Below are 21,737 nucleotides of genomic sequence, written 5' to 3'. Positions count from 1 at the left end.
CATGATTGACAATCCGGACATCGCCATCGGAAACATGCTCGGGTCTAACTTGTTCAATATTTTTATTTTAGCGATGTTCGACCTTTATTTCCGTCAAAAGCAACTCTTCAACTATGCGAGCCGTGATCATCTATACACGGCAGGACTTGGGCTGTTGCTGACCGTGACGACGTTGGTCGCCTTAATTGTCCGAGTCGATATGACCTTCATCGGAATTGGTGTCGACGCACTTTTAATTGCCCTTCTTTACGGGATCGGGATTTACTATATCGGGAAGCAACCGAAAGAGCCGGTCGCTGAGCATGAAGTGGAAGAAGAGGTCGTCGTCAGTAAGTATGAAGACATCACGTTGAAACGAGCTGGATTCGGGTTTCTAATTGCCGCTGTCGTCATCATGGCAGCCGGAACGGCACTCTCCATCACAGGAGATCAAATCGCCGTCGTCACGGGACTCGGTTCTAGTTTCGTCGGGAGCTTTTTGATTGCCGCATCGACATCATTACCTGAGGCAGTCGCCGTGTTTATGGCGCTCAAACTTCGAAACGTCAACTTGGCATTCGGTTCGATTCTCGGAAGTAACATCTTCAACATGCTCATTATCGCCATGTCGGACGTCTTCTATCGAAACGGTTCGATCTTGGCAGACGTATCGACGTCACACCTTGTTTCGGCGGTCGGGATTACGATTCTATCGATTCTCGTGATGTATAGCGTCCTGCGTCAAAACGTCACATCGAAGGTACGTTACGTCATTCCTTCGCTGCTCGTCGTTGTCGTGTACTTTGTTTCGTCATACTTGATCTTTATCGGGTGAGTTCATGCATCAGTCTCAGGACTGGTGCATTTTTTAATTGAGAATGCGAATCCGTTGCTTCGGGTATAAGGGAATTGAAGGAGGGGTGGCGATGCAAGTGCAAGAAGTAGAAAAACGTCAAGCGTATACAATTTTGATTCCGGCCTACAACCCTGACGATGCACTCGTCACACTCGTGGAAAGGCTGAGGGCGAGTGGGTTTTCGACCATCGTTGTGGTCAATGACGGTAGTGATGAGTCGACGGTAGGCATATTTGAAAAGGTGGCATCATTTGTTGACCAAGTGCTAACGCACGAACAGAATCAAGGAAAAGGGGCAGCTCTGAAGACTGGACTACAGCATATTGCAGAGACCTATCCCGACAAGTTAGGTGTCATCACAGTTGACGCCGATGGACAACATTTACCTGAGGACGTCGTCAATGTGTATGAGGAGGGGGTGAGTAAGCCGCATCATCTGATCATGGGTTGCCGTGACTTCAGTGGGGATAAGATTCCGCTCCGAAGTCGATTCGGCAATCAGGCGACACGACTCGTCATGTTGATCGGGAGTGGATTGAAGTTAAAAGATACTCAGACAGGACTTCGTGCCATCCCGATGCGATACGCACGACAACTGATTGACATTCCGGGGAATCGATATGAGTTCGAGATGAATATGCTGACGTTCACAAAGCGGTTACAGGTTCCGATTCAACAGACGACCATCCAGACGGTATATGAAAACGAAAACGTATCATCCCATTTTAGACCGATTTTAGATTCGATTTTAATCTATCGTATGTTTTTGATGTATTCGGCATCGTCCGTCGCTTCATTTCTTGTCGACGTTGGGATGTATGCAGGTTTTATCTTTTTATTATCGCCGTACTTCGATACGGCTCACGTCGTCATCGCGACGGTCGTCGCTCGAATTATCTCCTCTCTATTCAATTATTTCGTCAATCGGAAAGTCGTCTTTCATTCAAAAGCGCGACGATCACTTTCCAAATATTTTTCGCTCGTCGTTCTCCAGATGGTAACCTCGGCATTGTTGGTCTATCTTCTTTTTCTTTTATTTAGACAAGGAGAAGTCATCCTAAAAATTATCGTCGACAGCTTTCTCTTTTTTGTCAGTTACTATGTCCAAAAACGATGGATTTTCAAAAAATAACCGGTCATGGGCTCATGACCGGTTTAATATGCGAGTGTTCCTGTTTTGACGGACGTATAGCGATGTAGCTCTCTCGAGCTTGTAATGCCGGTTTTCTGCATCATATCACGCATGAGTAGAGCGCATACGCGAGCGTCTTCTGCTGCATCATGATGAATAAAAGGCACGTTCAGGTATTCTGCCATCGTGTTCAACTTGTGGTTCGGGAGTCCAGGATACAGTTTACGTGACAATTTGACAGTGCACCCGTACTCAATTGTAGGGAAATCGAATAGATCATATTTCAAAATTGCCTTTCTTAAGGCACCCATATCAAATGAGGCGTTATGTGCGATGACGAGGTCGACTTCTCGTAAAATCGGGTAAAGAGAGGCAAGTACTTCCGGTAACGCAGGGGCATCCCATACGTCACTCGGACGAATGCCATGAACCCGTATGTTCCCCATATCAAAGTCTTCCTCTGGATTGACGAGTCGTTGATCAGTTTCAATCACTTCTCCATTTTGCAGGATGCTCCACCCGACAGAGCAGATGCTAAGGCTATCTCGATTAGCGGTCTCCACATCGAGAGCGAGAATGGTATGATTCATAATTTACCTTCTTTCTTTTGCAATAAAAAAAGTCTAACAGAAAGTTAGACGAATGTCGTGCTTAAGCGGCGACGAGGGTACGGCAAGCTTCGGCACAGCGCTCGCACGCTTTTGCACAAGCCTGACAGTGGTCATGCAAGTGACGGCCACATTCGACGGCACATGTATCACATACCTGAGCACACAAGGCAACGATTGGTTTAGAGAAGGCCGAATCTGTTTCTAAAGCATTTAAAGCCAACGTACAAATGTCTGAGCATTCTCGTGTCAGTCGAATGCATTCGGTAAACATGTGTAAATCCTCTTCTTGTAAACTTTTTGAGAAGCAATGGTTGCATGCGCGCATACATTCAATTACGCTCGCCAATGTTTCTTCTACAGATGTTCGTTCCATCAAAATTCCCCCTTATATAAAAAAGTCTATCTTTCATTACCCGTTCATATAAAGGTTGAATCGCACCATACCAATAAAAAAGTAACACGACCTCTACGCTGCCAGCGTAGCGCTCTCCCAGCTGAGCTAATGCCCCGTTCGAAATCATTATATCATCGTAGTATTCGACATGGCAATTCCCTTTTGCAATTTAGGTTTATAAAATTGGAGACGTGGGAATTTCATGTTAGACGTTATATTAAGAAAGCAGGTGTGCTTTATGGAAATGATTCTTTTGGCACTCTTACCGGCACTCATGTGGGGAAGTATTCCACTCATCGTGTCGAAAGTGGGAGGAAAACCGATTCAGCAGTTAATCGGAACGACCATCGGGGCGATGATCATGGCGGCCGTGATTGCCCTCGTATTCCGACCGGAGTTCACGACACTCGCCATCGTGACCGGATTTATCTCAGGGGCGTTCTGGGCGCTCGGTCAATATTTGCAGTTCCAATCGTTCCAAATCCTAAGCGTCTCCAAAGCGATGCCAATTAGTACAGGAATGCAGCTTGTCGGAACGTCACTCTTTGGGGTCATCGTTCTCGGGGACTGGCAGACGACGACAGAGCTGTGGTTAGGGTTCTCAGCGCTCGTCTTGATTATCATCGGGGCGACGATGACATCGTATCAACAGAAAAAAGACAAAGATAGCGCCGGTGCGTTGAAGAAGGGATTACTCGTCTTATTCGTTTCAAGTATCGGTTACGTCACATATGCGGTCTTAACGAACTATTTTGAAGTAGATGGTATCACGGCAATTCTTCCACAATCCGTCGGAATGTTCATCGCGGCTCTTCTTTTCAGTCTCCGTGAGAAGGACGTGAAGAAAATCGATCCACGTACGTTTAAGAATATTTTAGCCGGGATTGCCTGGGGGATCGGGAACTTCGGTCTCTTCGTCTCGAGCGGAGAAGTTGGGATTGCGACTTCGTTCGCTTTATCTCAATTGAACGTCGTCGTGGCGACACTCGGTGGGATCTATCTCTTGAAAGAAGAGAAGACGACAAAAGAGCGCGTCTATGTCTTTATGGGAATTGGTCTGATTGTCGTTGCCGGATTTATGCTTGGGATTGCCAAGAGCTAAATTTCGATTATGAAATGATAAGAACCCTGAATGAGCACTCATGCTAGCGTGCCATTCAGGGTTTTTTTGATTAGCGATATTAAGGGAGAGCAGGAGATGATGTGACAGATAGGGAAGTAATGCCTACTCATGTAATCTACATGGTACAGGGTACGTACCACATTCATGATTGCTCGGAAAATTGCAGAGTAAAGGGGAAACGAATTATGGAATCAAACGTAGTGACGATATCAACGGTCGTCGATGCACCAATCGACACTGTCTGGAAACTGTGGACAGACCCAGATCATATTAAACAGTGGAATCATGCGTCTGACGATTGGCATACGACCGAAGCGGAAAACGACTTACGGATTGGCGGCAAATTTCGAAGTCGGATGGAAGCAAAAGATCAAAGCATGGGCTTTGATTTTGAAGGAGTGTATGAAGAAGTTAAAGTAAATGAGCTCATTCAGTATCGTCTTGACGATGAACGGAGAGTTAGAATTTCATTTGCTTCAGAAGGGAATCAGACGAAAGTGATTGAGGTATTTGATACAGAATCGATGAATCCGATTGAATTGCAACGACAAGGCTGGCAGGCAATTCTCGATAATTTCACCCGATATGCGAATGGATCTAATAAGTAGGTCGAATAATTTAAACTAAATATCGGCAGGGTCCATGTTGAAGTTGATATGGATTCTACCGATTGTCATTATAAACATCCAAAATTACTCATTACATAGAGGGTGAAAACTCTAAGTTTAAAGAGGGTGTATGACAGTTTGAAGTTTCTGTAGGATATCAATTATTAGAGAAAATTTTAATAGATAGTTTAAGATCGATTCTTCATTTTTACATATAAAAGGATGAATTCATTTATCACAAAAAAGATAAAAGCACTAAACACTCCCGTTACAGTTGCAAAATTAATGGTTCCTTCTGTAAATACTGACAAATCGAATATAAGGCCGTAAGGGAAAACGAAAAAGGCACCAAACATCAAGTGCATCAAAAATGAAGTTATTTTTTTGATTTTGAATGTCATACGTTGACTTAGAAACTCCGAAAAAATAGAGGTCATTATTCCATAAGTGAAAATAATAGGTGAGGCATAAAACACATACATAAAAACATTCTGAAAATAAGTAAAATCTTCAAACACAGGCATGAAGACTGGAAGAGAAAAACTCAGAACAATTGAAGATAAACAGGCTACCATCAATTTTGGAACAATCATTTTCTTCTCCATACGAAAGAAATGGCAAACGCAGTAAAGCCTCCGATTACAACAATATAGAATAGCGAGTAGAAAACAAACTCGCCGATATCTTCAAGACTCTTAAACGTGTTCTCTACAATCATTGGTTCAGATAAAATCCCAATCGTCACGATCGGCAGAAAAAGAATCCAAAACCGTTTCCAAAAATATGAGCTGTATGATGTCGATTGATGTGAAGTCAAATAAAAACCCTCCTTATAAAAAGTTCCATACTTTACCATATTGTAACACGTGAATTGCATGAATAAATAGATAGAACTGATAGAAATAATTTTTCTAATACAAAAAAACAGCGAGGACGTCAAACGTCCAGGCTGTTTGATATCAGTTATTCATTCGATGCGCTTAATTCACCCGTCCCGAACGTCGCGCTGAACGCACGGCACCAGATGACGACTGTGTTGTACTCTTCTAGATTCACATCCGCAGGGACTAAATAATTTTGATTCCCGATGTTTCCTTTTAACGATCCTAGACTGACGCCTTCGGTTGTCTCTTGTCCTGGCTTCGTCAAATAGACGAATAAGTCAGGTCCGTTCGTTGTTTCGAACTCTTCAAATCGTAGATACGTCCCGTCTTCTGCCTCGACGGAGCGTATCGTGCCCGTCGTCTCATAATTTTTCTCCCCGTCCATGAACACACCCGCTACTTCGGTTTGACTCGGTTGTGCTTCCGGTGTCTCAGTTGTCTCTTCCTCTGTTTCTTCTTCTGAAGCAGGCGTCTCAACAGCTGTCGGTGGTAGTCCTTCATCGACGGTCTCTGTCAAGAAAAGCGGTGAGATGAGCCACCAGGCGACGGCGATCACGGCTACGCCGATCACACCGATGATGAGTTTCGTACTTGTTTTCATGTATGAGTCCTCCTTTTCGGATGTATGAACCATTAATACCCTTTTCCCGATTATTGGGCTTATAAAAGACGCGAATGTTAAAATTCGCGTCTGATAATCGTTATACGGTTTCGGTCCAGTTCTCTTCGATGAACGTGTCTCGTCCTGAGATGGCTCGGTCTTCTTTATAATGTTTCGGATTCTTTTTATGGTAATCCTGGTGATACTCTTCCGCTTCGAAGAATGTCGTCGCCGGAGTGATTTTTGTGACAATCGGTGCCGTGAAGCGACCACTTGCTGCTAATACGTCTCGACTCGCTTCAGCCGCGATTCGTTGTTCCTCCGTGTGATAGAAGATGGCTGGGGCATACTGAGGCCCACGGTCTTGGAATTGACCACCTTCATCGGTCGGGTCGGTCTGAATCCAATATAGCTCGAGGAGACGCTCATATGAAAACAGAGATGGGTCATATGTGATTTGAACGACTTCTAAATGACCAGTCGTTCCCGTTTTGACTTCTTCATACGTCGGATTGTCGATCTGTCCGCCCATATAGCCGGATACGATTCCTTCAATCCCTGGTAGTTCTTCAAAAGGTGTTACCATGCACCAAAAACAGCCACCTGCAAATGTTGCTTTTTCCATCTTGTCGTTCCCTCCAAATCGTATTTCAACAAAAAAAGCGCTCACGTCGGATGACATGAGCGCTCTCGTCATATCGTCCAAGGTTTCCCTTGCTGGTCGTAGCACCTTGCCTGTGGCAGGTTGCTGTGAAGTCATGGAGCCAGATCTCTCGTTCACTCTTGATATCGATATGTAGTTGGTGAGAGCATCATACCACCCTCAAAATACTTTCGTCAATGATTCGGTTTTCGTTTTAACTGAAAAATCGTCAAGACGATGATGAATCCGATCAACCCGATGGAAATGAACGGACCATAAGGCACATTCTCGCCGTATAACTGCAAGAAAAATAGACCGAACACAGCCAGCAACACAAACACATAGGAGCGTGTCATAGGAACCTCCTGTTTTTTCTTAAGTGTAACAAGAACACATCGACTTGGCGATACGAAAAGGAAATCAGGCATAGAGCACGAATAGAGTGGGAGAGATAAAGGAGGAATGTAGGATGGAACAAATCCAATTACATGAACTGACGATTGAACGTGCACATCGTGGGTATAAAGAAGGACAATTCACGGCACGAGACATAACTGCGTATTATCTTAGAAGGATTGCTGCATATAATGAGCGACTTCATGCCGTCATCCAGGTGAATCCGGACGCCCTGTTCGAGGCAGAGGCGGCAGACCGGGCCTATAAAAAAGGAGTACGCAAACCGCTCCTCGGCATCCCCGTCTTAATTAAGGACAATATCGAGACATCCGGTCTGATGCGTACGACAGCGGGTGCCGCCGCCATGCGACATCATTTTGCGGGTCGAGATGCCGAACTCGTGAAACGATTACGGGATGACGGGGCCATTATTCTTGGGAAAGCGAACCTGTCCGAGTGGGCGAACTTTTTGACTGAAGATATGCCGAACGGTTGGAGTGCTGTTGGCGGACAAACGAAGAACCCTTATGGCGACCAATTAGATGTCGGGGGATCGAGTTCTGGATCGGCTTCGGCGGTTGCGGCAAACTTGACACTCCTTGCCGTTGGATCTGAGACGAGCGGCTCGATTGTACACCCGAGTGTGCATAATAGTATCGTCGGAATCAAGCCGACCGTCGGCTTGATCAGTCGTTCAGGAATCATTCCGATCTCACGTTCTCAGGATACGGCTGGACCGATGGCGCGTACCCTTCGTGATGCGGTCGTTGCCTTGCAGACCATGTGTGGTGAAGATTCGGCTGATCCTGCGACATGGGAAACTCCAGTCGGACCGCCTTATGTGACGTGTCTCGATGTCCGTCAAGCGGTCGGGATGCGTGTCGGATTTATCAAGCCAACTATTTCAGACGAAGAAATCGGTTTGTATGAACAGGCACTTCGATTGTTGCGTCAAGCCGAAGTTGAACTCGTCGAAATCACGTTACCGAAACACGATGCATTAGAACAGGCAGATATTTTGTTTGATGAATTCAAGCTTGGGATTGAGGCGTATCTTGCGAACACAACTGTGCCATTTAAGACGCTTTCAGACTTGATCGAATGGAACGCGGACCATCCCGAATCGATTCCGCACGGGCAGACCATCTTTGAACAGTCAGATGCACGTTCAGGGCGTCTCGTCGAAGCTAGTTATCTCGACCGTCGGATTGATGATGTTCATTTCGCAAAAGTGGACGGAATGGATGAGCTATTAAAAGGGCAAAAACTGGACGCGATTGTCCTGCCACATGACATGAACTATGACATGGCTGCGAAAGCAGGACACCCGACAATCACGGTCCCTTATAAACGAAAAGAGAGCGGGACCCCGTTCGGTCTATCGTTCACGGGAACGAGCTTCGCGGAACGAGATTTGATTCGTGTCGCTTATGCGTTCGAACAGTTCATCACACGACCGACGCCTCCAGATTATTCGTAAGTTGCACCCGTCTCTGACGTCCGCTACAATGGTACGTATGCGGATTAGAGAAAGGACAGGTTAGAATGAAATCATCTATATACGGGTTGACGTTCGATCAGCTCACAAACGAGTGCACGGAAGCAGGATATGGTGCCTTCCACGCACGCCAAGTCTGGGACTCGCTCTACATCGATCGAGTCAAATCGATGGACGCGCTGAACGTCCGTGACGAAGTACGCGATTACTTAACTGAGAAATATGTCATCTCGACACAAGAACTGTTCGTCAAACAAGAAGCGGGAGATGGAACGGTCAAATTCTTACTTAAATTGCATGACGGTCACTATATCGAGACTGTGCTCATGCGTCATAAATATGGTCGCTCGGTCTGTGTGACGACACAGGTCGGTTGTAACATCGGCTGCAGCTTCTGTGCGAGCGGCTTGTTGAAAAAGACACGTGATTTGACGGCTGGTGAGGTCGTTGAGCAGATCATGACTGTCCAACATTTCCTCGATGGAGAAGGAGAAGGGGACCGTGTCAGTCATATCGTCGTTATGGGAATCGGTGAACCGTTCGATAACTTCGATAACTTGGTCGACTTCTTGCGCGTCGTCAAAGATGAGCGTGGTCTTGCAATCGCCCCACGTAAAATCAACGTGTCGACGAGTGGTCTTGCGGACAAGATTTATAAGTTTGCGGACCTCGACTTACGCATCAATTTGGCGCTATCTCTGCATGCGCCAAACGATGAATTACGTACACGCATCATGAAAATCAACCGGGCGTTCCCGCTTGATAAACTCATGCCATCGATTCGCTATTACGTCGAGAAGACGAATAAGCGAATCACATTCGAGTATATCCTGCTCTCGAAAGTGAACGATTTACCAGAACATGCGGAAGAACTCGCGGACTTGATTGAAGACATCAAGGACAAGTCTTACATCAACTTGATTCCATACAATCCGGTCAACGAGCATATTCAATATGAGCGAAGCACACCGGAAGATATCATGGCGTTTTATGATATCTTGAAAAAGCGTGGCGTCAATACGGGTGTCCGTCTCGAACACGGGACAGACATCGATGCAGCTTGCGGTCAGCTCCGCAGTAAGCATATGAACGTCGAAGGCGCGAAGTAATCAAATGGCCTCTCCGAATTTTCGGGGAGGCCATTCGCTTATCGTTTTTGTCCGACATATTGAATCACAGCTGATTCACCGTGATGCAGTCTTCCTTCTTCTCGCCATACGACATTCTCATTTAAAACGAGAGGAATGAAATTGTCTTCGAGTTGGTGAAACATCTTTTCAGTGTATAGAAGTTAGAGGTCTTTTGGTCCACCTGTCCTGTAGGCGAGTTGATGTGTAGAGTACACCTCGGTCAGGAATACGCCACCAGGTCGCAGTGTTTTTTGAATACCGGCGAGCACCTTTTCTCTGACATGTGGAGGAAAGTGGCCGAAGATGCAGATAACTAGGTCATACGTTTCTTGCGACCAGACCGCTTCATTCAAGTCAATCTGCTTCGTCTGAAGGGAGACGTTTCGTGAAGTCGCCAAGCGCTTCGCTTTTTCGAGTCCCACTTTCGAAGCGTCCCACATCTCGACGTCGAAGCCGAGCGTGGCGAGCCAGACTGCGTTTCGACCTTCCCCCTCAGCGATGGCCAATACACGTTTTCCTTCAATCTGATGAGAGGTGATCCATTTTTGTAAAAACTCGTTCGGATCTGTCCCATACACATAATCCTCCGAGCTAAATCGTTCATCCCATTTAGACAAGACATTCACTTCCTCTCTACTTTTCTTTCACTATAGCAAATCGAACGGACAACGGTGAAAATCCATCACGATTTTCTGAATTCATGCATAGTCGAGATGGGAGAAGGGAATAGATTTCTGAACTAATGGATAGAGTGGAGGCTAAGTAATGGAGAAAGTAGATGCGTCGTTATGGATTCGGGTACGAAATACGCTTGGTGAAGGTCCTTGTTGGGATGCTGAGTTAAAGCGTTTTTATTGGGTAGATATCGAAGGTCATACGTTATGGTGGTATGACGAGCGAGAAGACGAGATTTCTTCATTCGAGGTCGGAAAACAGGTCGGTTTTGTCATACCAAAAGTGACGGACGGTGTCGTCCTTGGATTGAAAGATGGAATCTATGAATGGGATGAAATCAATCGAGATCTAAATAAGATTGTTGAGTTGGATGACCCGGATGGTCGATTACGTTTCAACGATGGGAAAGCCGATCCATATGGTCGTATTTTTGCAGGTACGCTCCATCTTGAGGATGAAGAAAACCAAGCGACATTGTATCGAGTCGATCGAGATGGAACGACAACATCACTCATGGATGAATTGACACTTTCGAACGGGTTGACATGGTCGCCTGACCATTCCGTTTTTTATCATATCGATACACCGACTGAAAAAATTCGGAAATATGATTTTGATTTGAAGTCAGGTACGTTATCAAATGGAAAGGTCGTCATCGATTTCGCGGACGAGGATGGCTTCCCGGATGGTATGACATCAGATACGGAAGGATGTTTATGGATTGCACATTATGCTGGTGGACGAGTGTCACGTTGGGACCCATCGACAGGTAAAAAATTATTGGAAGTGCATGTTCCTGCGCCGAATGTCACTTCATGTGCCTTTATCGGGGATGGACTGAATCGATTAGCCATCACGACGGCTCGTGAAGGAATGGATGAAGAGGCGCTTTCCGAATACCCGGATGCGGGATCGGTATTTATTATAGACACAGAAGTGAAAGGGATGCCATTGTATCGTTTCGGTCGCTGAGGAGGAAATACGATGGTGAAACGACTGTTGGTTCGAGCAGGTATTGGGTTGGCAGTTGCTGCAGCAGTTAAGATGGGGATTCAAAAGATTCAAGAAAATCGAGCACGTGAAGAAGATCATTCGTACCTCGACCCGAAGTGGGATGAGGTGCCGAGCGTCGATTCAGACAAAGATGAGGATGAAGTCGGATTGACTCAACTCGACTCGATTTATCGGGCTGAATGGCAGGCGAATGCTTACCCGCGTTCAGAGGCAGAACGAAGAGCGTTGGAAGAATGATTATACTTTCTTCGAAAACACGTCCGTGTGGCGTGTTTTTTTGTTGACAAAAAGATGTTACCATTCCATTATATAAAAAGTAATCATTACGATTTAAATGGAGGATATATCATGAAACGAATTCCAATTACGGTACTCTCGGGGTATCTTGGTAGCGGCAAGACGACGCTGCTTAACCACATCTTACATAACCGAGATCACAAGAAATATGCCGTCATCGTGAACGATATGAGTGAACTGAATATCGATGAGAAGTTGATCGAGCAGGGAGGATTCTCCCGGACGGATGAAAAGCTAGTCGAACTTTCGAACGGATGTATCTGTTGCACGCTTCGCGAAGATTTGTTGACAGCCGTCTATGAATTAACGAAAGATCGTGAGCTCGACGGCATCATCATCGAGTCTTCTGGTATCTCTGAGCCGATTCCTGTTGCGCAGACGTTCACGTATGCCGACGACGCGCTCGGGATCGATTTGACGAGCCGTGTCTATATCGATGCGATGGTCACCGTCGTTGATGCGTACCGCTTCTTCAAAGATTTCAATTCCGGTGAATCGCTTATGGAACGCCAACAAGCCGTCGATACAGGTGACGTACGTGAAGTCGTCGACCTTCTCGTCGACCAAGTCGAGTTTGCGGACATCATCGTATTGAACAAGGCGGACAGGGTATCTGAAGAAGAACTGCAGGAAATGAAGGGCTTACTGAAAACGCTCAATCCGAGTGCTAAGTTGTTGACGTCGACCTACTCGAATGTGGGGTTAGACGACCTGCTTGACGTCCGGTTGTTCGATTTTGACCAAGCGATGCACGCTGCAGGTTGGATTCAAGAACTCGAGTCGGAAGAACATACACCGGAAACAGAAGAGTATGGCATCAGTTCGTTCGTTTACCGTCGGCGTAGACCTTTCCATCCTGAGCGTTTGATGAATTGGATGGAACATTACCCTGAAGAAATCGTTCGTGCCAAAGGTTTCTTATGGATTGCGACACGAAACGACCTCGCTTGTCTGTTTTCACAAGCTGGGTATGCATCAACGCTCGAACATGCGGGGCGTTGGTTAGCGACACTTCCGGAGAGCGAACGAGAGGGTATGTTTGCAACCGAACCGGAACTGCGCGAAGACTACATCGAACCGTACGGAGACCGACAGAACGAATTGGTCCTCATCGGTCAACGAATGGACCGTGAGACGGTCGAGCGGTCACTTGACGCTTGCTTGTTGACGGATGAGGAGATGGAAGAATCGTGGGATTCGTTCCATGACCCGCTCCCTGGTACAGGTCAATTCGTCACATATTCAGATTGACCGTTTACAAAGCTTCGAAACATCGCTATACTGTGACTGCATAAGTAACCGCATATTAATGACTGCACTAGGGGTGCTTCGGCTGAGATGAGAGCACGGCTCCGATCCCTTATAACTCGATCCAGATAATACTGGCGTGAGGAAGTGCGGCACTTTCTCTATGCAAGTTTGTATAGATTTTGCTGCTGCATTCTCATGAATGCGGCTTTTTTTATGCAAACACATTTAGAGGGGGAAATAGAATGAATGAATCATGTGGTACGAGTCCGATTGTCGGGTTTCGATTCACACTAAGCCCGATGACAGACGATTTTGTCGGGACAATCAAAGGTGCACTAGAACGAACGGATCTGTCAGGTGTGTGGAGACATACGGATGACGTGTCGACGGTCATCCGTGGACAAGTCGAGCATGTGTTTGACGTCGCTCGAACGGTCTTGAGTCTTGCTTCGGAAGAAGGGAAGCATGTCTCAATGAGCGGAACGTTCTCTGTCGGTTGTCCAGGGGATTCGGCGGGAGATGAGGTACTCAAGGCTCCGAGCGAACCATTAAACGGTGCATCAAGAGACCAGTATGTGTCATCGCAGTTCGCACTCTATCCGATGGGTGCTGACGATTACATGGAGCTTATCTATGAGGAAATCGAACAAGCAAAACAGGCTGGTGTCTATAACGAGTCGATGCATTATGCATCAGGCATCCATGGGAACTTAGATGACGTGTTCTCATACTACGAGGCGGCCTTTAAGCGGACGCGCGAAAAGAACCGACACGTTGTCATGACGGTGACGTTCAGCGTAAATAGTCCGTCACATGGAGGGCGACATGCTTAAATCGTGGAAATTGAAAGAAGTCGTCCTTGTCTCCGTACTATCTGTTGTCTTCGCGGTCGTCTATTTATTGTTCGTTCATATCGGTAACTTGTGGGCAGGGTTGATCGGTCCCATCGCCTACGAGTGGATCTTTGGCATCTGGTTTATCGTATCGATTATCTCCGCATACATCATTCGTAAACCGGGGGCGGCATTCATCTCAGAAGTGATGGCCGCAACGATTGAGATGTTGATTGGCAATGCCATTGGGCCACGCATCATCTTGGTCGGCATCGTTCAAGGTTTAGGGGCAGAAGCCGTCTTTGCAATGACGGGCTATAGACGTTATGAGCTATGGGTACTCATGCTTGCCGGATTTGGGTCGGCTGTCACGAGTTTCGTCTATACATATTTCATGAGTGGGTTCGCGATGTTAGAGCCAGGCTATGTGGCGACGATGTTCGGGCTGAGAGCCGTCAGTGGGATGGTCATCGCTGGAATCGGTGGGAAGTTGCTCAGTGACCTATTGCTGAAGACAGGATCACTTCGCGGTTATGCGATTTCACGAAGTGGGAACGTCCATGGTTGAGACAGAGTCACTTCATTTTCGATTCCCAGAGAGTTCTGAGGCGATTCTTGAAGACGTGACCGTTTCAATCCGTCAAGGTCGTACGATTCTTAGTGGGGCGAGCGGAAGCGGGAAATCGACGCTTCTCGCGCTATTCAACCGTCTCTATCCGGAGAATTGTGACGGAATCCTTGATGGTAGACTCGAACTACTTGGACGATCATACGACGACTATGCACCTGGCGAGATCAATCAGCAGGTCGCAACGGTGTTTCAAGACCCGGATACGCAATTTGTCATGGAGCGGGTGGAAGAAGAACTGATTTTCACACTTGAGAACTTGTCGACACCTGTCTCAGACATCGAACAACGCGTGACGGAAATCCTCGAATCGTTACAGTTGAGTGATTATCGAAACCGCAAAATTGATTCGTTGTCAGGCGGACAGAAACAGCGGATCGCTGTCGCTTGCGCTTTAGTCGGAAGGCCTCAGTGGCTACTGCTCGATGAACCGTTGACGCATCTAGACCCAGTGACCGCGCAAGAATTTGTAAAATGGCTCGACAAGATGAAAGATTTGAATGTCATTGTCGTCGAGCATCGTCCTCATCTATGGGGGGATTACTTTGACTGGCATATTGAGTTAGAGCGAGGGTGTATCGTTAGGCATGAATCATTCCGTCCGGTCGAGGATTTTGCATTCGTGAAGTCGAACGCGTCACTCTCAGCTATTCAACGCTACAAGGTTAAAGAGGTCAGACGTGATTCGTTTCAGCTTAAGGAAACGTTACTTCATGTCCGGTCAGGAGAAGTGATTGCCGTTCTCGGACCGAATGGGAGCGGGAAGTCGACATTTTTGAGAAGCTTAACAGAACACGATCATCGGGTCGGACTCGTGCCACAATCACCAGAACATCTATTTTTTATGAACTCCGTTGAGCGAGAGTTGCAGTTTGGTCACGAAACATCAATTGAGACCGTGTTATCTGACATGGAGCTTCATAATCAGAGATTCCTCCATCCGTTATCCCTTAGCCATGGTCAAAAACGAAGGCTCGCAGTTGGAATCCAGTCGCTATCGAATAAGCAATTGCTTGCATTCGATGAACCGACTGCAGGTCAGGACGAAGCGTCACTCCATGCACTCGAGGCGCTGATGAAGCGGCATGCGGAACAAGGGCAGACCATCCTGTTCGTAACCCATGACCTATCGTTCGCCAATATCGCCAATACGTTCTATTTGATGAAGGACGGGGAACTTTCGGGACCGTTCGGGGATGAACTATGGCAGAACACAGAGATGCTCCTTGATTATCGATTGCAAGGGAGGGGAGAACGATGTCACTCCATGACATGAATCCGACGGTGAAATTTGTGACATTGACGCTCATCATGTTCGGTCTGGCACTGTTTTACAACCCTTGGACCCCGCTTGTCATCATTGTCGGTACGCTACTGATTCAGCTGGTGGCGACAGACGTATCGTGGAAAAGATGGGGGCTGTTCTTAATCCCATTTCTCATCACGGCGCTCGGCACGTTTTGGACGACGCTCGTGTTTGGGAAAAATCTTGAGGGAGAGACGTGGATGACCATACTCGGTCAGGACATCACAATCGAAGAGAGACGTGTCGCCGTTGCCCTTAGTCTTCGCGTCCTGGCGTTCACGGTCCTCTCCCTTCTTTTCATGATGACAACAGATTCAAAGCGATTCGTTATGAGTTTGATGCAACAGGCGAAGTTATCGCCAACAATCGCCTATAGTGCCCTTGTCGGGTTCCGCTTCATCCCTTTGTTGCAGCGTGAGTTGCAGCAACTCCAATATGCACATCAGTTGCGAGGAATTTCGCTCAACACGAAATGGGGACGCCTACGGCACGTTCCGAAATTACTGTTGCCACTCCTGGCAGGTTCGATCCGACGGGCAGAACGCATCGCCTTTTCGATGGAAGCGAGAGGGTTCACGAGTGGAAAACGAACGATTTATGACAAGGTTGAGGTCAAATCAAGTGATTTTGTTTGGTCAGGTGTATTACTCACGTTATTTGGAATCGCCATATGGGCGGGCATATAAAAAAGGAAGGTGACTCACATGGAGTCATCTTCCTTTTTCGTTTCCTTCACAATCCGAAACTTTGGTTTTACCGATTCATTGTTGAACGCCTCGAGTACCGTGTTCTCGTTGGCCATACGAATCTGTTGCGGTTCGCCTTTAGCAGTCGTACCAATACAGTACATATTCGACTCGTAATCGGCAAAGAGTGATTTATAGGATGTCGCATGGTGCATCAATCGACCAGGCGATCCCCAACCGACGATGATCATTCCGCCGCTCGCCTCCACCTCTTGTAACGTCTCTTCGACATAGTGATAATTCGTCTCGTCGAGCTGCGATTCCACATAGGGAAGATTATCATTGATGGCAAGTGTTGGCACGAGACTGATGACACGCATCTCTCGAATCGGTTGCGACAAATGATTTTGCATCAACATATAAGCACGTTGCGTTGTCGTACCTGATAAAAAGGCATCGCTCATACGCGGTGAATAGATGATGACGGCACAAATCACTCCATCCTCGACATCCGTAAACTCATACGTTCGCAAATAACGTTTCGTTTTGTCTTCGTTGAAAATCGATTTTACGCGGATGGTTACTTCTTCTATATGCGTATTCATTTCCATTCCTCACTTTTTCATGTAAACATCAGCCGAGTGTCTTAAACCATTCGACGTATCGAATCGTATAATAAGCGACATGTTGACTAAACGTATCCCGCTCATCCGGGATGACCGTCACACTTGATTCATAATTCTCGTAGTATGTCATGACATCAGTGACATACTGCTCACTTCGATTGTACTCGAAGATGGCGTTCCGTATCGATGTGACTGAATCCGTCTTTTTCCCGCCGTGTTCACTTAAATAATACGCCGCCGTATGGGCAGAATCAACAAGACTATGCGGGTCTGCCTTGCCATCGCCATTTCCGTCACGCCCGAGACCTCCGTATTGATCGATTAAAGCCAGATCTGTCAGATCGACTTCGTCTTCTGGAACATCGCCTTTTTGATCATCCGTATCATATTCCCAACCTAGCCAAGTGCGAGGCATAAATTGAAATGGTCCGATTGCGCCAACAGAGGAGCGCATCGAAGAACTGTGTGAGAAGATCGTCTCGACGCGATGTACAGCAGCAAGCAGACGCCAATCCACGTCATATGCCTCCGCGGCGTCCTGATACACAGAGAGATTAGCGTTCGGTACACCGTGCTCGCCATAATAGGTTCGATACAATCCATTGTTTACTTTATCATGTTGACCGAGCCAGCCAATTGCCCCGAGCAAAAGCACGAGTACAATGATGAAACCGGTCAGTCGCAGCATCATACGTTTCAAGATACCGCCTCCTAGCTTTTAGACAATACCCGAATAGTGTAGCATATAGCTAAGAGGAAGGACAGGAGTGGATATGGATGCTCGAACGATTGATTTTTACAGCCATTATTGGGTATATGTTGGTCGTCCAAATCTTTAACGCAAAACTGATTCGTCCATTGATTGAGACGAAAGGACGGACGTGGGTATACGACCAAACCGTTAAATCAGCATGGGGACTGACCTTGTTGATTGTAGCTCTCATTTTTTTATTTCAAGTACCGCCATCGAAAATAGGTTTGACATTTTCGCCAGAACCAGGCAACGAACAGGCGTGGCAAGTCTTTTTCCTATCATGTATTCTCGTCACAGTGACACTCGTTTTTTATTTGTTAGTCAAGACCTCATCCCGACTACGAGGTGTCCTACGTCCGTACTATGAGCTTGATTTAGAAAAGCTTCTCCTGCCTAGAACGAAGAAAGAGGAACAGGAGTGGAGTGCCGTCTCGGTCACAGCAGGTGTGACTGAAGAGTTCATCTTTAGAGGCGTTCTACTTTATACGATCACACTATATATCGATGGGTCGAACATCACTCTTGCACTAATTGGCGGAGCTCTCTTTGGCATCGCGCATGCCTATCAAGGCGTCAGAAAGTTTAGGTCTTGGTCTACTATATTTAGGTATGGGTGTCTTATGGCCGGTCATGGTCTTGCATGTACTGCTTGACTTGATTGCTGGACCAATCCATGTCGGTGCAAAAAGCGATTGACTGCGTCTTCATATGCAGGGGCGTCCTTGATCATACAATCTGTGTGTTCTGCTCCGTCAATCAAGAGCAAATCGTTTTGGCGGTTCAACGCGTTCATCTCGACTGACATCCACGTCGGGACAAAATCATCTTTTGAGCCGTGTACGAATAAGATTGGGGTCGTCGTTTCAGTGACGGCCTTTTTTGGTTGTACTTGCTTCATGGTGAACCCGGCACGAGACCATAAGAAATAATTGATTCCGGGAAGGAAGAACTCTGCCGGTATCCGATGCAGTTCTTTCAATTGGTATCGCATCAATTGCCCCATATCGTCAAACGGACATTCTGCGATGACAAAATCGACGTCTGTGAGCGGAGTCGTTTGAAGGACCGTCGCTGCACCCATCGAGACTCCGTGAAGACCGATTTGTTCGACTGTTTCATTCGTTTTCAACCATTCGACCCAATCGATCATATCGATTTTTTCATGATATCCGTAAGAGGCATAAACGCCTTCGGATTCCCCGTGTGACCTTAAGTCGACAGCAAGCATGTTATATCCGAGACGATGGAACATGGCTAGATGAGGCGCCATGAAGCTATGTGAAGCGGTATAACCATGTACAAACACAATCCATTTCGTCGAAGCGTCATTCCGATAAATTCGACCATAGAGTCGAAAATCGTCCCTCGACTGTATGGAGACGTGTTCAAATGGGACATCATGATAGAAAGCACGGTCCTCTTCCGTGTATGGAGCAAGTAACATCTCCGGTGTTTTCCGTTTCCCTCGAGTCATCCGTTTGAAAGCATAGTAGCTGATTGCGTAATAACCAGTGAAAAGTGAAGCTAATCCGATTTGCCATTTTCGTTGCATATGATCGACTCCTTTCAACGTAATTGTACCCGAAACGAAGAGAAATCGTGCTGTTTTCTGACGTAAGTTGTGCTCTTACGTGCCATAACCTCAAAGTTTGTATGACGATACTCTTCTCGCATCACCTAAGGATACACGCTATGATCGATAAACAATCTATAAAGGGGATCAGAACAGTGATGGAACGAGCGGATAGCTATCGAATGATTCAATGTGTGTTGAGTAATTCAAATGGAACACTCGAAAGCGGTGTGACCTTTAAATGGACATGTGACGGTGACGAACGAATCGTCGGTCTCGTGTTTGATTTGTTGCTCGATCGTTATTTTCTACACAACAAAACGAGCCTACACACCGAGGTTCAGGAAATCGCAAGGTCGACGGGATGTCGACCAGAAGAGGTCGTCCGTGCGTTTGCCTGTCTCTCGGGTATACGACTCGAATCAAATCATATTGCGGAGCGGTTCATGACCATTGAAGGTGCCAAAATCTCTCGGCAGGGGGAAATCGGGGTCACCGTACGTTTTGGTGGCTGGCTTACGCATCAGCTTCGTCAAATCTGTCAGCGTGAACCGATGCTCAGCTATTGACCTCGGTCAACGTACCATCGATGACGCGCAGTATACGATCACATACATCGAGCATACGTTCATCGTGCGTGATGACGACGACGCTACGTCCTTCACGATGTGCTTGTTGTGACAGCAACTCCATCACACGACGTCCGTTCTCGTAATCCAGACTCGCCGTCGGTTCATCTGCCAAAATGAGTTGTGGTGAATTAATCAAGGCTCTAGCGACGGCGACGCGTTGTTTTTCTCCTCCAGAGAGTGTCGTCGGGAGATGATGTAATCGATGTTCTAATCCAAGCTTCACTAGTAACTGTTTTGCGTCGGTATCTTTGTTTTCTTGAATGAGCTCGAGCTGTTCGAGTACTGTCAGATAAGGGATCAGATGTGCTTGCTGAAATACGAACCCGACTTCATGTAATCGGAGAAGCCGTCGCTGTTCTTCGTCTAAATCAAACACATCTTGTTCATTCATGGAGAATGTTCCTTGATCTGGTTTTCGGAGCAGACCGAGAATATATAATAACGTACTCTTTCCACTCCCACTTGGACCGACGATGGCGATACATTCTCCAGGTGACACGTGTAAATGAATATCATTTAGAACGAGTTGACCATCGAATTGATGAGATATATGTTCTAGTCTCATGATGCTTTCCCTCCTATAATTTCAATCGCGTCGATTTGGCGAAGCTTCCAGAGCGGAAGGAATGCACCAAGAATCGATAAGATGATGAACATGGAACCAAATAGTGAAACGTGACCGATGTCGACGATAAACGGCATTGACGATGGAATCACGGCATCAGCGATATACATCATCCCGATGGACGCCGCGACAGCGGATGATACGATGACGATGACTTGGAAGAGCAATGCCTGTCCGATGATTCGTGGGGAGAGACCGATTGCTTTCAAAATACCGAGTTCCGGTAGCTTTTGTAAGGTGAACAGATAAAAGAATGCGGTCAAAATAAAGGTTCCAATCACCAGTAAGAATGCCCGCATCATCGTAAATGTGCTCTGCTCGGCGCTATAACCGGGAACAGATTCGATGATTTCCTGTTGACTCATTGTGAGTGTATCGGATGCCGTAGCGTTTGCTCCAATCTCGGCAGATACATATGGACGTTGTTCGGAGTAACGTAAATAATCGAACCACGTTTCATTCGTTGTATAGAGGACGGGCCCATGGCTGTATCTTCCAAGGGCCTCACCAACGATTGTAAATTCATACGCTGACACGAAGTCGGTCAGCGTATCGCCAATCTTTACGTTCTCCGAAAGGCTCGAATCGAAGACCACTTCACCTTTTCGTAGACCTTCGACTGGTCCAATCTTGGACCCGCTAGGAAGGGCGAAGAGGGTCACCTCTTCTTTCTTTCCATCAATTGTGACTGTGAGCGGGCGGACACTCATCGTTTTAGTTGAAGCATCAGTTGGGACGTCCAAGAAGGAACGCGTCAACTGACCATCTGAATCTTTGTCCAGTCTATATGTTGAAACGTTCAATTCGTGTAAGGCAGAACCGTTGTCATATGCTAGTCCGTCGGCAAGCCCCGTGATCAAGGTCGTTAACATGACGATCATGAGGGTGATCACGAACAGCATCGAAAACTTTCGTTTTTGTCGCCACATCTCTTTCCATCCTAATTGCATAAAAAAAACCTCCTTCATGTTCTATGAAGGAA

General features: G+C 46.6%; 26 protein-coding genes and 2 riboswitches. Of the genes, 15 read left to right on the top strand and 11 right to left on the bottom strand.

Annotated features, from left to right (window positions below; translation table 11 throughout):
• Together ON063_RS04855 and ON063_RS04850 are read left to right on the top strand one after the other, a co-directional pair.
• On the top strand, positions 1-814 hold an 814-nt coding region (locus tag ON063_RS04855), incomplete at its 5' end, for a sodium:calcium antiporter (RefSeq protein ID WP_274664414.1).
• Between the two features lie 91 nt (positions 815-905).
• A complete protein-coding gene (locus tag ON063_RS04850; protein WP_274664413.1) occupies positions 906-1,967 on the top strand; it encodes a bifunctional glycosyltransferase family 2/GtrA family protein in 1,062 nt (353 codons plus the stop codon).
• 23 nt (positions 1,968-1,990) lie between these two features.
• On the opposite strand, the gene ON063_RS04845 is transcribed toward ON063_RS04850, so the two are convergent.
• Together ON063_RS04845 and ON063_RS04840 are read right to left on the bottom strand one after the other, a co-directional pair.
• Positions 1,991-2,557, bottom strand: coding sequence for a 3'-5' exonuclease (locus ON063_RS04845; RefSeq protein ID WP_274664412.1), 567 nt, complete (start codon positions 2,555-2,557; stop codon positions 1,991-1,993).
• A gap of 61 nt (positions 2,558-2,618) precedes the next feature.
• Complete coding sequence (locus ON063_RS04840) at positions 2,619-2,951, bottom strand: four-helix bundle copper-binding protein (protein ID WP_074033158.1); 333 nt, start codon at positions 2,949-2,951, stop codon at positions 2,619-2,621.
• Positions 2,952-3,210: 259 nt separating this feature from the next.
• Between ON063_RS04840 and ON063_RS04835 the strand changes: the two genes are divergently transcribed.
• Both ON063_RS04835 and ON063_RS04830 read left to right on the top strand, forming a co-directional pair.
• Positions 3,211-4,074 (top strand): GRP family sugar transporter, encoded by an 864-nt coding sequence (locus ON063_RS04835; RefSeq protein WP_274664411.1) that lies wholly within the window; start codon positions 3,211-3,213, stop codon positions 4,072-4,074.
• A gap of 206 nt (positions 4,075-4,280) precedes the next feature.
• A complete protein-coding gene (locus tag ON063_RS04830) occupies positions 4,281-4,703 on the top strand; it encodes an SRPBCC family protein (RefSeq protein ID WP_274664410.1) in 423 nt (140 codons plus the stop codon).
• Positions 4,704-5,666: 963 nt separating this feature from the next.
• Here the strand turns inward: ON063_RS04830 and ON063_RS04825 are convergent.
• From ON063_RS04825 to ON063_RS04815, 3 genes are all read right to left on the bottom strand, one after another.
• Positions 5,667-6,188, bottom strand: coding sequence for a DM13 domain-containing protein (locus ON063_RS04825; protein ID WP_274664409.1), 522 nt, complete (start codon positions 6,186-6,188; stop codon positions 5,667-5,669).
• 100 nt (positions 6,189-6,288) lie between these two features.
• A complete protein-coding gene (msrA, locus tag ON063_RS04820; RefSeq protein ID WP_274664408.1) occupies positions 6,289-6,813 on the bottom strand; it encodes a peptide-methionine (S)-S-oxide reductase MsrA in 525 nt (174 codons plus the stop codon).
• Between the two features lie 68 nt (positions 6,814-6,881).
• A riboswitch (SAM riboswitch) is annotated at positions 6,882-6,981 on the bottom strand.
• Between the two features lie 44 nt (positions 6,982-7,025).
• Positions 7,026-7,187: a hypothetical protein gene (locus ON063_RS04815; RefSeq protein ID WP_274664407.1), complete on the bottom strand. Its 162-nt coding sequence runs from the start codon at positions 7,185-7,187 to the stop codon at positions 7,026-7,028.
• Between the two features lie 113 nt (positions 7,188-7,300).
• On the opposite strand from ON063_RS04815, the gene ON063_RS04810 reads away from it, so the two are divergent.
• Positions 7,301-8,707, top strand: a complete 1,407-nt coding sequence (locus ON063_RS04810) for an amidase family protein (RefSeq protein ID WP_274664406.1) — start codon at positions 7,301-7,303, stop codon at positions 8,705-8,707.
• A 65-nt stretch (positions 8,708-8,772) separates the two neighbouring features.
• A complete protein-coding gene (gene rlmN, locus ON063_RS04805; protein WP_214692573.1) occupies positions 8,773-9,834 on the top strand; it encodes a 23S rRNA (adenine(2503)-C(2))-methyltransferase RlmN in 1,062 nt (353 codons plus the stop codon).
• Positions 9,835-10,016: 182 nt separating this feature from the next.
• Here rlmN and ON063_RS04800 read toward each other — a convergent pair whose 3' ends face one another.
• Positions 10,017-10,472 carry a class I SAM-dependent methyltransferase gene (locus ON063_RS04800; RefSeq protein WP_274664405.1) on the bottom strand — a complete coding sequence of 152 codons (456 nt, stop codon included), beginning with the start codon at positions 10,470-10,472 and terminating at the stop codon, positions 10,017-10,019.
• Positions 10,473-10,620: 148 nt separating this feature from the next.
• On the opposite strand from ON063_RS04800, the gene ON063_RS04795 reads away from it, so the two are divergent.
• The 7 genes from ON063_RS04795 (at position 10,621) to ON063_RS04765 (ending at position 16,545) form a co-directional block, all read left to right on the top strand.
• Positions 10,621-11,502 (top strand): SMP-30/gluconolactonase/LRE family protein, encoded by an 882-nt coding sequence (locus tag ON063_RS04795; RefSeq protein WP_274664404.1) that lies wholly within the window; start codon positions 10,621-10,623, stop codon positions 11,500-11,502.
• Between the two features lie 12 nt (positions 11,503-11,514).
• The gene (locus tag ON063_RS04790; protein WP_214748911.1) at positions 11,515-11,781 is read left to right on the top strand and encodes a hypothetical protein; all 267 of its coding nucleotides are present in this window, start codon (positions 11,515-11,517) and stop codon (positions 11,779-11,781) included.
• A 111-nt stretch (positions 11,782-11,892) separates the two neighbouring features.
• Complete coding sequence (locus ON063_RS04785; RefSeq protein WP_274664403.1) at positions 11,893-13,092, top strand: GTP-binding protein; 1,200 nt, start codon at positions 11,893-11,895, stop codon at positions 13,090-13,092.
• Positions 13,093-13,151: 59 nt separating this feature from the next.
• Positions 13,152-13,252, top strand: a riboswitch (TPP riboswitch).
• 82 nt (positions 13,253-13,334) lie between these two features.
• Complete coding sequence (locus tag ON063_RS04780; protein WP_274664402.1) at positions 13,335-13,925, top strand: YkoF family thiamine/hydroxymethylpyrimidine-binding protein; 591 nt, start codon at positions 13,335-13,337, stop codon at positions 13,923-13,925.
• A complete protein-coding gene (locus ON063_RS04775) occupies positions 13,918-14,493 on the top strand; it encodes an ECF transporter S component (RefSeq protein WP_074034359.1) in 576 nt (191 codons plus the stop codon). The genes ON063_RS04780 and ON063_RS04775 overlap by 8 nt, the downstream gene beginning before the upstream one ends.
• Positions 14,486-15,829, top strand: coding sequence for an ABC transporter ATP-binding protein (locus ON063_RS04770; RefSeq protein WP_274664401.1), 1,344 nt, complete (start codon positions 14,486-14,488; stop codon positions 15,827-15,829). Before ON063_RS04775 ends, ON063_RS04770 begins: the two co-directional genes overlap by 8 nt.
• Positions 15,811-16,545, top strand: coding sequence for an energy-coupling factor transporter transmembrane component T family protein (locus ON063_RS04765; protein WP_274664400.1), 735 nt, complete (start codon positions 15,811-15,813; stop codon positions 16,543-16,545). Before ON063_RS04770 ends, ON063_RS04765 begins: the two co-directional genes overlap by 19 nt.
• Before the next feature lie 14 nt (positions 16,546-16,559).
• On the opposite strand, the gene ON063_RS04760 is transcribed toward ON063_RS04765, so the two are convergent.
• Positions 16,560-17,150, bottom strand: coding sequence for a DUF1643 domain-containing protein (locus ON063_RS04760; RefSeq protein ID WP_074035263.1), 591 nt, complete (start codon positions 17,148-17,150; stop codon positions 16,560-16,562).
• A 28-nt stretch (positions 17,151-17,178) separates the two neighbouring features.
• Positions 17,179-17,862 carry a lytic transglycosylase domain-containing protein gene (locus ON063_RS04755; RefSeq protein ID WP_251125600.1) on the bottom strand — a complete coding sequence of 228 codons (684 nt, stop codon included), beginning with the start codon at positions 17,860-17,862 and terminating at the stop codon, positions 17,179-17,181.
• Positions 17,863-17,948: 86 nt separating this feature from the next.
• Here ON063_RS04755 and ON063_RS04750 point away from each other — a divergent pair, with 86 nt between their 5' ends.
• Complete coding sequence (locus ON063_RS04750) at positions 17,949-18,578, top strand: CPBP family intramembrane glutamic endopeptidase (protein WP_274664399.1); 630 nt, start codon at positions 17,949-17,951, stop codon at positions 18,576-18,578.
• Here the strand turns inward: ON063_RS04750 and ON063_RS04745 are convergent.
• Complete coding sequence (locus ON063_RS04745; protein WP_074034369.1) at positions 18,554-19,477, bottom strand: alpha/beta hydrolase; 924 nt, start codon at positions 19,475-19,477, stop codon at positions 18,554-18,556. The two genes, ON063_RS04750 and ON063_RS04745, sit on opposite strands and share 25 nt — an antisense overlap.
• Before the next feature lie 179 nt (positions 19,478-19,656).
• Between ON063_RS04745 and ON063_RS04740 the strand changes: the two genes are divergently transcribed.
• On the top strand, positions 19,657-20,067 hold the full coding sequence (locus ON063_RS04740; protein ID WP_274664398.1) for a hypothetical protein: 411 nt from the start codon (positions 19,657-19,659) through the stop codon (positions 20,065-20,067).
• On the opposite strand, the gene ON063_RS04735 is transcribed toward ON063_RS04740, so the two are convergent.
• Both ON063_RS04735 and ON063_RS04730 read right to left on the bottom strand, forming a co-directional pair.
• Entirely contained in the window at positions 20,057-20,695 is a 639-nt protein-coding gene (locus ON063_RS04735) for an ABC transporter ATP-binding protein (protein ID WP_214748942.1), read from the bottom strand. The two genes, ON063_RS04740 and ON063_RS04735, sit on opposite strands and share 11 nt — an antisense overlap.
• Positions 20,692-21,705 carry an ABC transporter permease gene (locus ON063_RS04730; RefSeq protein ID WP_274664397.1) on the bottom strand — a complete coding sequence of 338 codons (1,014 nt, stop codon included), beginning with the start codon at positions 21,703-21,705 and terminating at the stop codon, positions 20,692-20,694. Before ON063_RS04730 ends, ON063_RS04735 begins: the two co-directional genes overlap by 4 nt.
• Positions 21,706-21,737 lie beyond the last annotated feature (32 nt).

The sequence above is a fragment of the Exiguobacterium sp. B2(2022) genome (assembly GCF_028823655.1).
GTDB classification, from domain to species: Bacteria; Bacillota; Bacilli; order Exiguobacteriales; family Exiguobacteriaceae; genus Exiguobacterium; species Exiguobacterium aestuarii_A.
This window is presented reverse-complemented; position numbering and strand designations above follow the sequence as displayed.

Excerpts from the sequence above, each read along its gene's own strand:
- msrA (WP_274664408.1), bottom strand. The coding sequence starts at position 6,813 with ATGGAAAAAGCAACATTTGCAGGTGGCTGTTTTTGGTGCATGGTAACA.
- ON063_RS04745 (WP_074034369.1), bottom strand. The coding sequence starts at position 19,477 with ATGCAACGAAAATGGCAAATCGGATTAGCTTCACTTTTCACTGGTTAT.
- ON063_RS04775 (WP_074034359.1), top strand. The coding sequence starts at position 13,918 with ATGCTTAAATCGTGGAAATTGAAAGAAGTCGTCCTTGTCTCCGTACTA.
- ON063_RS04765 (WP_274664400.1), top strand. The coding sequence starts at position 15,811 with ATGTCACTCCATGACATGAATCCGACGGTGAAATTTGTGACATTGACG.
- ON063_RS04750 (WP_274664399.1), top strand. The coding sequence starts at position 17,949 with ATGCTCGAACGATTGATTTTTACAGCCATTATTGGGTATATGTTGGTC.
- ON063_RS04830 (WP_274664410.1), top strand. The coding sequence starts at position 4,281 with ATGGAATCAAACGTAGTGACGATATCAACGGTCGTCGATGCACCAATC.
- rlmN (WP_214692573.1), top strand. The coding sequence starts at position 8,773 with ATGAAATCATCTATATACGGGTTGACGTTCGATCAGCTCACAAACGAG.
- ON063_RS04770 (WP_274664401.1), top strand. The coding sequence starts at position 14,486 with ATGGTTGAGACAGAGTCACTTCATTTTCGATTCCCAGAGAGTTCTGAG.
- ON063_RS04730 (WP_274664397.1), bottom strand. The coding sequence starts at position 21,705 with ATGCAATTAGGATGGAAAGAGATGTGGCGACAAAAACGAAAGTTTTCG.
- ON063_RS04845 (WP_274664412.1), bottom strand. The coding sequence starts at position 2,557 with ATGAATCATACCATTCTCGCTCTCGATGTGGAGACCGCTAATCGAGAT.
- ON063_RS04795 (WP_274664404.1), top strand. The coding sequence starts at position 10,621 with ATGGAGAAAGTAGATGCGTCGTTATGGATTCGGGTACGAAATACGCTT.
- ON063_RS04755 (WP_251125600.1), bottom strand. The coding sequence starts at position 17,862 with ATGATGCTGCGACTGACCGGTTTCATCATTGTACTCGTGCTTTTGCTC.
- ON063_RS04790 (WP_214748911.1), top strand. The coding sequence starts at position 11,515 with ATGGTGAAACGACTGTTGGTTCGAGCAGGTATTGGGTTGGCAGTTGCT.
- ON063_RS04740 (WP_274664398.1), top strand. The coding sequence starts at position 19,657 with ATGGAACGAGCGGATAGCTATCGAATGATTCAATGTGTGTTGAGTAAT.
- ON063_RS04815 (WP_274664407.1), bottom strand. The coding sequence starts at position 7,187 with ATGACACGCTCCTATGTGTTTGTGTTGCTGGCTGTGTTCGGTCTATTT.
- ON063_RS04840 (WP_074033158.1), bottom strand. The coding sequence starts at position 2,951 with ATGGAACGAACATCTGTAGAAGAAACATTGGCGAGCGTAATTGAATGT.
- ON063_RS04735 (WP_214748942.1), bottom strand. The coding sequence starts at position 20,695 with ATGAGACTAGAACATATATCTCATCAATTCGATGGTCAACTCGTTCTA.
- ON063_RS04810 (WP_274664406.1), top strand. The coding sequence starts at position 7,301 with ATGGAACAAATCCAATTACATGAACTGACGATTGAACGTGCACATCGT.
- ON063_RS04780 (WP_274664402.1), top strand. The coding sequence starts at position 13,335 with ATGAATGAATCATGTGGTACGAGTCCGATTGTCGGGTTTCGATTCACA.
- ON063_RS04825 (WP_274664409.1), bottom strand. The coding sequence starts at position 6,188 with ATGAAAACAAGTACGAAACTCATCATCGGTGTGATCGGCGTAGCCGTG.
- ON063_RS04785 (WP_274664403.1), top strand. The coding sequence starts at position 11,893 with ATGAAACGAATTCCAATTACGGTACTCTCGGGGTATCTTGGTAGCGGC.
- ON063_RS04760 (WP_074035263.1), bottom strand. The coding sequence starts at position 17,150 with ATGAATACGCATATAGAAGAAGTAACCATCCGCGTAAAATCGATTTTC.
- ON063_RS04835 (WP_274664411.1), top strand. The coding sequence starts at position 3,211 with ATGGAAATGATTCTTTTGGCACTCTTACCGGCACTCATGTGGGGAAGT.
- ON063_RS04850 (WP_274664413.1), top strand. The coding sequence starts at position 906 with ATGCAAGTGCAAGAAGTAGAAAAACGTCAAGCGTATACAATTTTGATT.